The 9,806-nt window shown below is 39.8% G+C and carries 10 protein-coding genes; 8 read left to right on the top strand and 2 right to left on the bottom strand.

Annotated features, from left to right (window positions below):
* Nucleotides 1–161 precede the first annotated feature (161 nt).
* From E5A76_RS17290 to E5A76_RS17265, 6 genes are all read left to right on the top strand, one after another.
* Nucleotides 162–1,445, top strand: coding sequence for a cation:proton antiporter (locus tag E5A76_RS17290; protein WP_187695677.1), 1,284 nt, complete (start codon nucleotides 162–164; stop codon nucleotides 1,443–1,445).
* Between the two features lie 295 nt (nucleotides 1,446–1,740).
* Nucleotides 1,741–2,646: a DMT family transporter gene (locus tag E5A76_RS17285; protein WP_161119688.1), complete on the top strand. Its 906-nt coding sequence runs from the start codon at nucleotides 1,741–1,743 to the stop codon at nucleotides 2,644–2,646.
* Nucleotides 2,647–2,724: 78 nt separating this feature from the next.
* Complete coding sequence (locus E5A76_RS17280; protein WP_316247347.1) at nucleotides 2,725–3,465, top strand: methanol oxidase, glmU; 741 nt, start codon at nucleotides 2,725–2,727, stop codon at nucleotides 3,463–3,465.
* 224 nt (nucleotides 3,466–3,689) lie between these two features.
* Nucleotides 3,690–3,965 carry a hypothetical protein gene (locus E5A76_RS17275; protein ID WP_053988959.1) on the top strand — a complete coding sequence of 92 codons (276 nt, stop codon included), beginning with the start codon at nucleotides 3,690–3,692 and terminating at the stop codon, nucleotides 3,963–3,965.
* A gap of 32 nt (nucleotides 3,966–3,997) precedes the next feature.
* Nucleotides 3,998–5,125: a M14 family zinc carboxypeptidase gene (locus E5A76_RS17270; protein WP_316247346.1), complete on the top strand. Its 1,128-nt coding sequence runs from the start codon at nucleotides 3,998–4,000 to the stop codon at nucleotides 5,123–5,125.
* A gap of 21 nt (nucleotides 5,126–5,146) precedes the next feature.
* On the top strand, nucleotides 5,147–5,905 hold the full coding sequence (locus tag E5A76_RS17265) for an alpha/beta fold hydrolase (protein WP_161119687.1): 759 nt from the start codon (nucleotides 5,147–5,149) through the stop codon (nucleotides 5,903–5,905).
* Between the two features lie 32 nt (nucleotides 5,906–5,937).
* On the opposite strand, the gene E5A76_RS17260 is transcribed toward E5A76_RS17265, so the two are convergent.
* Entirely contained in the window at nucleotides 5,938–6,801 is an 864-nt protein-coding gene (locus E5A76_RS17260; RefSeq protein ID WP_053988957.1) for a LysR family transcriptional regulator, read from the bottom strand.
* 110 nt (nucleotides 6,802–6,911) lie between these two features.
* On the opposite strand from E5A76_RS17260, the gene E5A76_RS17255 reads away from it, so the two are divergent.
* Together E5A76_RS17255 and E5A76_RS17250 are read left to right on the top strand one after the other, a co-directional pair.
* Nucleotides 6,912–7,979 carry an HlyD family secretion protein gene (locus E5A76_RS17255; protein ID WP_161119686.1) on the top strand — a complete coding sequence of 356 codons (1,068 nt, stop codon included), beginning with the start codon at nucleotides 6,912–6,914 and terminating at the stop codon, nucleotides 7,977–7,979.
* A 61-nt stretch (nucleotides 7,980–8,040) separates the two neighbouring features.
* Complete coding sequence (locus tag E5A76_RS17250) at nucleotides 8,041–9,051, top strand: DUF2955 domain-containing protein (RefSeq protein WP_161119685.1); 1,011 nt, start codon at nucleotides 8,041–8,043, stop codon at nucleotides 9,049–9,051.
* A 66-nt stretch (nucleotides 9,052–9,117) separates the two neighbouring features.
* On the opposite strand, the gene E5A76_RS17245 is transcribed toward E5A76_RS17250, so the two are convergent.
* Nucleotides 9,118–9,405 carry a hypothetical protein gene (locus E5A76_RS17245; protein WP_161119684.1) on the bottom strand — a complete coding sequence of 96 codons (288 nt, stop codon included), beginning with the start codon at nucleotides 9,403–9,405 and terminating at the stop codon, nucleotides 9,118–9,120.
* Nucleotides 9,406–9,806: the final 401 nt, after the last annotated feature.

Genomic DNA, 9,806 nt, shown 5'->3' with positions numbered 1-9,806 from the left:
TTAATCATTAATATTTTATGAACAAGATATATTCAGATGAATGGTTATTTAACCGTATAACCCTCTATATATTCACCGTCGATATTGAATGATTCATGTATATTATTATTAAATGATAAACAGCATGGTTAAAATCCATCCTGATTTGGAGCGAAGTTTTCATGTCAGTATATGACACTATATGTATTATGGCTGCAATTGCGGTCTTTATTTCCATCATTAACCATAAATTTGGCCGTTTTCAAACCACGATTGCCATTACCGGTTGGTCTATTGCTATCTCACTAATTTTATTAGCATTAACTCACTTAGGTTATATTCCTGTAAATAAAGAAAATACCTTAATTGAACTCATTCAACATGTTAAATTTGAAGACTTCCTATTAAAAGGCGTATTAGGCTTCCTATTATTTGCTGGCGCTCTCAATATCGACCTGAACCATTTAAAAGATCAGAAGTTTGAGATCACTTTTCTCGCTTTAGCAGGCACTTTATTCTCAACATTTTTTATTGGTATCGTTCTTTGGTTAATATTTAACCTTATCGGTATTGATTTAAATTTCATCTATTGCTGTTTATTTGGTGCTCTTATTTCACCTACCGATCCAATCGCTGTACTTGCTATTGTGAAAAAATTAAACGCACCACAGCGTATTTCTACTCAGATCGAAGGCGAGTCATTATTTAATGATGGTGTTGGTCTAGTTATCTTTGTGACTATTTTTGAAGTTGCTTTCGGAAACACAGCCCCTACTGTTTCAGGAACCGTAATGCTGTTTATCCGTGAAGCCCTTGGTGGTATTGCCTTTGGTGCTGTACTGGGCGGTATTTTCCATTACATGATCAAAAGCTCACATGACAACATGTTACGCCTGATCTTAACCATGCTCATTCCAACTGCTGGCTATGTGATTGGCGAACATTTAGAAGTATCAGCACCACTCGCTATGGTGGTATCCGGTATCATCATTGGTAATATCACTCGTCAATACATCTCAGAGCAATCATCTGAACAGATGGCGCACCTTTGGGAATTAGTTGATGAAATTCTAAATGCGGTATTATTCCTACTGATCGGCTTTGTCATGATCACATTTAGCTTCCATAGCATTGATATTATTGCAGTTATTATTGCTATCCCATTAGTACTTTTAAGCCGTTACTTAAGTATTCGTCTGTCGTATGTGGGCTTTAGTCATTTTCGTCAATACAACCCAGAATCAGTTAAGATCCTCACATGGGGTGGTCTACGTGGTGGTTTAGCATTAGCAATGGCAATGGCGATCCCAGCAGGTATTGTTCTACCGTCACACCCAGATGTAGATGTGAAAGAAATCATCGTATTAATGACTTATGCCATTGTAATTTTCTCGATCCTTGTACAAGGTTCGACTATTACTCCAATGATTTTAAAAGCGAAAGAAGCGGACAATAAACCGTTCTAAGGAGAGACAATGTATTGGATCCATCATCATCACCTTTTAATTGCCTTTATTGGGTTAGCTGCTGCATTTGGTGTTGGTGTGTTTGGACTATATAAACAAAAATAGTATCAAATACTGATTAAAACATTTCCGCTCACTTCAACTAAAGAGATAAACAATGTGTTGTTTATCTCTTTCTTTATCTAGCACCACGCTAAGCATAACGAGTATTGACACTAACGTTACATCAGATCATTTGTTTATTGCTCTGAGTCATTTATGCTTTTGCTCCCCTTTTAAAGTGTAGATACCATTAATGAGTCACAGTAAAGAAAGTCTAATTCCGTTAGGTGCACGCTTTATGCTGCTATCAGCATTAGGCTTTGCCCTCATGTCATCAACCGTAAAATATGTCAGTCAGCTTGGTATTCCTGTTTTTGAAATCGTGGCTGCTCGCGCTTTTGTTTCATTGATAATTAGTTATCTCGACATAAAACGTAAGGGGATCTCTGTTTGGGGCAACAACAAACCTTTGCTGGTTGTACGTGGACTTGTCGGAACGATTGGACTGTCTTGCGTCTACTATGCAGTAACAACACTGCCATTAGCTGAAGCGACCATTTTGCAGTATATCAACCCAGTGTTTACTGCCATTCTCGCGGTGATATTCTTAAAAGAGCGAGTACAACTCTCTACCCTTATCTGCATTGTACTTAGCTTGTTGGGTCTATTCTTCATCGTCAATCCAACCACGCTCCATTCAGGTGGCTCACATCTTGCGATGTTTAGTGTGATGATTGCGATAATTGGCGCTTTCGTCAGTGCGATTTCTTATATTATTGTTAAAAAACTCAGTAGCACTGAGGACAGCTCGGTGATCATTTTCTACTTTCCTCTGATCACACTACCACTATCTATTTTGGTTGTAAGCCAAGACTTTGTAATGCCCGATCTGACAACGACTTTATTATTGATCTTGGTAGGTATCTTCACTCAAGTCGGACAACTAGGCTTAACCAAAGCAATGCAAATACAAACGGCTGGTAAAGCAACAGCCTACTCTTATGTTCAAATAGTGCTATCTATCATTATTGGCTTTATTGTGTTTAACGAAGTGCCTTCTATTTGGACGTATATTGGTGGCGGCTTGATTATTGCTGGCGCCTTCGTCAATTTGTTTGGTCACAACATTATGCAAGCGATAAAACGTCGTTCATTCTAGATTCAGCACACATTTTGAAACACAATAAACCATAGCCATTAACAATCCCTTAATGATAACCTCATTAAGGGATTTTTTATGGTAACGGAAGATCATAACCCGCAAAGACTTTATCAGACTCAGCAGGATGCGATGATGATTGAATGTTTCGAAAATCGGCTCTGGTACCAAGAGCAAGCTACTAAACAAAATGGCATGCTCAACAATAGTAAAATGACAGTCATCAAACTCAATGATGATCGGCTATTTATTCATAATCCTATTGAGCTATCTGAGCCACTTAAAGTGCAACTAAGTCAGTTAGGCGACATTGCTGCAATTGTGACTCCTAATAAAAATCACCATCACTTTTTATCAGAATGGTGGCTTGCCTACCCTAATGCCTATTTTTTTGCTGCACCGGGATTACAGCAAACTCGTGGGGATCTCACCTTTGATGATGTTCTACGTCAATACACTCCAGCACTATGGCAAGGACAATTACTGCAAACCTTGATCAGAGGAAATGATAATTTTGAAGAAATTGCCTTTTGTGATCCTGAATCTCAAACACTTATTCTTGGTGATACGCTTGCTTGGATGATCGAACAAAAACACCCATTTAATTTAGGCTACGCGCTGTTTAATGGCTGTTACTTCAGCCCCGCTATGCCCCTTTTATTACGCCTAAGTTATACCGAGAAAAAATACCTAAGACAGTCAATTCAGGAGATCTTAACCTGGCCTTTTGAGCGCATTATTTTTTCAAAAGGAAAGGTAGTCGAGCACAATGGCAAGACAATATTTGCCGATGCATTTCGCTGGTTGTTTCAGCAGTAATTAACCACAAGCATAACCTAAAGTACGATATTCACAGCAAGCACAATGATTTGTCATAGCTATGACTTGCATTTAAATAATCGCTCAATGTGATTAAAAATTCATCCACGCAAGGTAAAATGTGAGCTAGATCAATACAGATTTACAATCTAAAGCGCATAGTATTCGGATAAAGACAATAAAACGTGTCGAACTCATTCGGCAGTAACATTTGGAACCATACTATGAGCCCAGCTAAAATTTATTTGCGTGATCTTATCGGGCTAGCTGTTGTTGGTATGTTTATATTAACAGCGCTTGGCGTTATTTTTTCAATTGTTGGTGTTGTACACTACTTGACCAATGCCAATCATTTAGTTGCGCAAGATATTCGACTTGCCATTACTCATCTCGTGTTTATTGTGCCAGCCTTACTGTTAGGCTATGCCATTAGTCGTCCTCAATGGATTGCTGCAACAAAACAATACCGCATCGAAAAAGCGCGTAAAGAATCCGCATAAACATGCATTAGAGAAAAGAGCCTGACACTGAAGTGTCAACATTCATTGGTACTGTATCTTTCTTTACCTGTGTTTGTGAGGCTCTTTTGCTTAATGCTCAACGATACTCCATTACCAAACATCTACCTGAGTTTACTCAACTCGAAACGTTAATTGATCGCTTACATCAATACCCATTCGCTACACCATTTAGCTATAAAGTTTTAGCCAATATTCCCAGTCCTCTGCATTTCTCAGACTACACAGCAAAACACTTTCCGCTTTATGCTATTCACTTAGGTACACGCTCACCCACTGCGCCATTAATGCTTTTTGTTGGTGGCATTCACGGACTAGAGCGCATTGGTAGCCAAGTATTACTGTCATACCTACATGCCATCACAGAGCGATTAGTATGGGATCGGAATTTACAACACACGCTTCAACATATTCACCTCGTATTTATTCCCTTAGTTAATCCTGTCGGCATGGCTAAGTGCTATCGCTCAAATGGCAATCATGTTGATCTGATGCGCAATGCACCTGTTGAATGCAGTGAAAAAGCGCCTTTGTTAGTCGGTGGACACCGTTTGTCACCTCATATTCCTTGGTATCGAGGGCAAGAGGGACAACCAATGGAAATTGAAGCGGCGGCGCTTGCAAATTATGTGATTACACTGACCCAACATCGACCAGTGACACTGTCACTCGACTGCCATTCAGGCTTTGGCGTAAAAGATAGGCTATGGTTTCCTTATGCGCATAGCGCCATTAAACCTTTTCCTTACATTGGTGACATCTACCATTTGAGAGATAAATTTTCGACCACCTACCCCAATCATAATTATGTATTTGAACCACAAGCACTACACTACTTATGCCATGGTGATTTATGGGATCACATCAGTGAGCAATGTTTAATACAGCAACAATCCATATTACCGCTAACATTAGAAATGGGATCATGGCGCTGGATAAAAAAGAATCCGCTACAACTCAGACAATCACTTGGGATCTTCAACCCTATGCGTCCACAGCGTGTTCAACGAGTCTTACAAAAGCATATCGTGCTGATGGATTTTTTGATCAATGCCACTGCAAATTATGGTGCGTGGTTTAAACATAAAGATAACCATCACTATCATCAACAGGCAATCATGCGCTGGTATTCACAGCCATAAAAAACATTAGTGACGAATGACATGACAAAAAGACGTACAATCATCTTATTAAGAGGATTATTCCGTGATCAATTTCACTGGGGTGCGTTTGTTCATCGCTTGAAAGAAAACTTTCCCCACCATGATATTTTATGTCTTGATATTGCAGGTAATGGTATCCGTCATAAAGAATCCACCCCTGAAACATTGGATGAGATAGCCAAAGATCTTCATCACCAATTTGTTGAATTACGACACACAGGTGATGATAGTGCAGATATTATTGCGATCTCTATGGGAGGTATGATCGCCCTAAAATGGATGGCGCTGTATCCTAACGATATAAATAAAGCTTTATTGATCAATACCAGCACCCAATCATTGTCCCCCTTTTACCAACGCTTACGTTGGCAACGTTATTTCGATTTACTTCATATCCTCGTGCTACCCAATTACAAACAAGAGGAAAAAGTCATCCGCCTGACATCAAACCGTTTATGGAGTCTTGAAGAGCTCGCGGCTATCACACATCAATGGGCAAATTGGAAAGCTGAACACCCTATTTCATGTACTAATATGTACCGCCAAATCAATGCCTGTCGCCAGTTCAGACTATGTAAACAACCGCAACATGCAATACATATACTCGCAAGCCGCTGCGATAAATTGGTTAACTATCAATGTAGCCTAAAACTTGCCAAACACTGGTCACTGCCAATCACCATTCACCCGAATGCTGGTCACGATATTCCTCTTGATGATCCTGAGTGGGTCAGCTTGCAAGCTAAATACTTTTTCTAATTACCGTTATGATTAAATGCCATTAACGCTATCTATTTAAAGAAGCTACTGCGTAGTAACTCAATCATGGCTCGCGTTTTTTCAGGGATAAAACGTCGTGATGGGTAAACCAGTGTCATCACAATATCTAGCTCAAACGTATCATGCATAACAGGGATTAACTCCCCACGTGCAACTTGCTCTTTAAACAGGACAATCGGAAGTAGCGCAATACCCCGACCGGTTTCTGTTAGCTGCTTAATTAAACCAAAATCTTCTGACACTAGCCGCAGATTCATTCCATCGGGTAACAAGGCTGATGTGTATCGACTTGATAGGATCGGATGCTGGTAAAGTTCATCCATTGTGCCCGGTAACTCCGCAGATTCAAGGTACTTAGGCGAACAAAATAAACGGTTAGAGGATGACAATAATGTTTGTTGCACATAGTCTTCATTGATCACATCAACAACATTAGGCAGCAGTTGCAGATCGATATTTTCTCGCTTGAGATCCACGCTCTCATGGCGATGCACAATGTCTAATGTTACATCAGGAAACTGTGCCGAATAACTGTCTAATAAATCGAGGAATACTGGTGATGCGACAACTGCAGCTGGTATCGCAATTTTCAGACGACCACTAAATGCATGCTGTTGATTCTCAAGTAAGCTGACCGCTTGCGTAACATCATTCAAGGGTTGATTAATATACTGATAAAACAAACGACCATTTTCTGTTAATTCAATTTGGCGTGTGGTACGAATTAACAATTGGCAGCCTAATGCTTGCTCTAGTTCTTGAATGCGACGACTTATTTTTGAACGCTGCATTGAGTGTGCTTTAGCCGCTGCACTTATCCCCCCATGCCTTACCGTTAACATGAATAGGTAAATATCATCGAGTGACGCTTTCATGACTCACCATTGTCCTAAAAATGAATCATAAGTGTAATATTTATCAATCTTTTTAATCAAATCTGTACTCAATATAATAATGTGATAAAGATCACTATAATGAGAAAAGTATGGCTAATACAGACACAACATTTCGTCGCTGGATGAAAAGCCTCATCATTTTATTCCTTATTTTCCTAGGCTATATCATTGTTGCAGATAGACATATTCCCCTTACAACGGAAAGCCGCGTTCGTGGATATGTGGTACAAATTGCACCAGAAGTGTCAGGTAATATCACATCCGTTGAAATTAAAAATAATCAAAAAGTCACTAAAGGTGAGGTGCTGTTTACCATTGATCCAAGTAAATATGAATTAGCGGTTGATCGGGCAAAATTGGCATTACAACAAGCTAAAGAGCAAGAGATATCATTAGTTGCACAATCTAAAGCCGCGCAAGCGAATGTTGCGACAAGCAAAGCAAACTATGATAACGCCCATAGTGAATATAATCGTATTAACCAATTGGCAGCTAAGAAGTTAGTGTCTGTTTCTATGCGAGATACCGCATTAGCGAAAGATCGTAGCTCGCTTTCAACATTACACGCAGCACAGCAACAATTACTGAGTATTCAAGCAAAATTAGGTAAAAACCCTAATGAAAGCACCATGGTTATGTCTGCAAAAAATGCGCTAAAACAAGCAGAGTTAGATCTTGCCCATACAAAAATCACAGCGCCAAGTGATGGCGTTATCACCAACTTACAGCTCGATGTCGGCACGATGGCAAGTGCTAACCACCCAATGCTGACTTTTATTCCAACTAACTCTATGTGGGTTTCTGCAGATTTTCGCGAAAAGTCTACTGCATTAATCAACAAAGATTCAGTTGCCTATGTTGCTTACGATGCACTACCGGGACAAGTGTTCAACTTCCACATTGCCAACCGTGATTTTGGTGTTGCTGCTGCACAGGAAACCCCAAATGGTCAGTTAAGTGCTGTTGAAGTGAATAATCGTTGGGTACGTGATGCACAACGTGTTCGCGTTAACCTTAATAGTGATACACCACTGCCAAAGCAACTGTTTATTGGCTCTCGTGCTACCGTGGTTATTTACCCAGATAACAACCCTGTATGGCAAACACTAGCAAGTCTCCAAATTCATCTAGCTAGCTGGCTACACTACATCTACTAACCGCTGTGCGATCACTCATGAAATGATCGCCCTTTCTCATCTCTTGATTTAGGAGAATTACATGAAAACAATGCGGATTTGGTTCGGATGCGTATTAGGGCTTGCGATCAGTATGATCTTTGGTTGGCCGTACGGTTTTTTCACCGCTTTACTTCCTATTATGGTGTTGATGAATGCTGAGCGATGGACGCCCTCTATCATCATCCAGTTGATTGTTGGTATTGTTTGGACAACATTACAAGTCACCGTCATTTCAGGATTTTTACAGCCTTACCCATTACTCATGACCGTTGCTGTTGGGCTTATGCTGCTGGGTAAATGTATTGCGATGACCAATCCTAAAACCTATTTGTTTGGTTTTTCAGGCTTATTAATTGGCTCAATCATGTTTAACTTTGGCAGCTACACAGGGTTTGATATTGAAGATTTCAGCATCACGTTATGGATGTGTGGATTAGTCACCGCCCCTATTACTGCACTGGCTTATTTTTTATTTCCAGAACCAACATCAGAACAATCTGCGCCACCAGCAGCGAGTAATGCTCAGCGTGTTGATCGCATTGGTATGATACGCCAAACCGCATTAGGTTGGATTGTCGCCATGATTGCTTTCTTATTGTTCCAATTTGGTGACTTACAAGATTCACTATCAGCTCAAGCATCGATCTTTATTGTGCTTGCCCCAATGACGCTCATCGGCTCAATGGCAGTAGCGAAAATCCGTATTACGGGCACATTTCTTGGCTGTTTAGCTGGAATGATCATTCAGCTTGGTCTTTACTCTTGGATCAATAATGGCATCTTGTTTTTAATGGCGTATGCCATTGCAGCTGGCTTTTTCTGTCGCTGGATTGCACAAGGTTCAATTAAATCAAGTATTGCATTTTCCGCAATGTCAGCGTTAACCGTACCGCTAACAACCGCTTTAATACCTGAAAAGAAAGATGCGTTCTTCTCGATTTTATATCGTTTTAGCTCGATCTTTGTTGCTGTTGTACTTACTTCTTTAGTGATTTGGATAACCCATCATTTCTTAGTGCGCATCATCAAAGCACCTAACGAGCAGTTTTAATCCCCCAACAAAAAACAGCTAAGTGGTCATGCTTAGCTGCTTATGTTTTATCGTAAAATTAACGAACTAATCGTCTGTACTATGTCCACTTTCATTATGCTCACTTTCATCGTGTGAGCCATGTTCTTCACCATGTTCGTGATCACCATCAGACGAACCAGACTCTTCTTCAACTAATGGCTCTTCCCCATCACTATCAGTCGTTCCTTCTGCGTCATCAGCTGAGCCATCATGATCATGTGATTCTGTTTTTTCCATATGCTGTCCATCAGATGCATGATCAGCACCACCATGATCGTCAGCAAAAGCACCGAATGACATCATTAAAGCAAATAAAAATAATATACTCTTCATCAATAAAATCCTTAGTTATCAAAATGATCTCTACCTATGCCACAAAGCCAGCGTCCATTAGCTGCGTTTAACACCCATAAAAGAAAACCAGTCACCATTCTTTTTTGTCGTTATCCCTATTACCTTTCCATCATCGTGGCTGTATTAAGTAGGTATAAGTCAAAAAAGAAAAGTCGCAACACAACGAATGATATAAATCGTTTCATCGTCACATTACATTTTTGATGGTTATATAGATTAAGTTATGGCTAGATCACTGGTGTAAAAAGTGGGATATAACGCAAAAGGTAAAATAAATATCTAGAATGAGATAATGGAGGGTAAACAACATGAGTAAATATTTTGCTGCATTTTTGGTTGATTTATTAATAGTTTTTCGCTTTTTATACCTTTGCAGAAAA

Source organism: Photobacterium lucens (assembly GCF_009873615.1).
GTDB classification, from domain to species: domain Bacteria; phylum Pseudomonadota; class Gammaproteobacteria; order Enterobacterales; family Vibrionaceae; genus Photobacterium; species Photobacterium lucens.
Note: the sequence above shows the minus strand (reverse complement) of the source record. Positions and strands in the feature narration are given on the sequence as shown.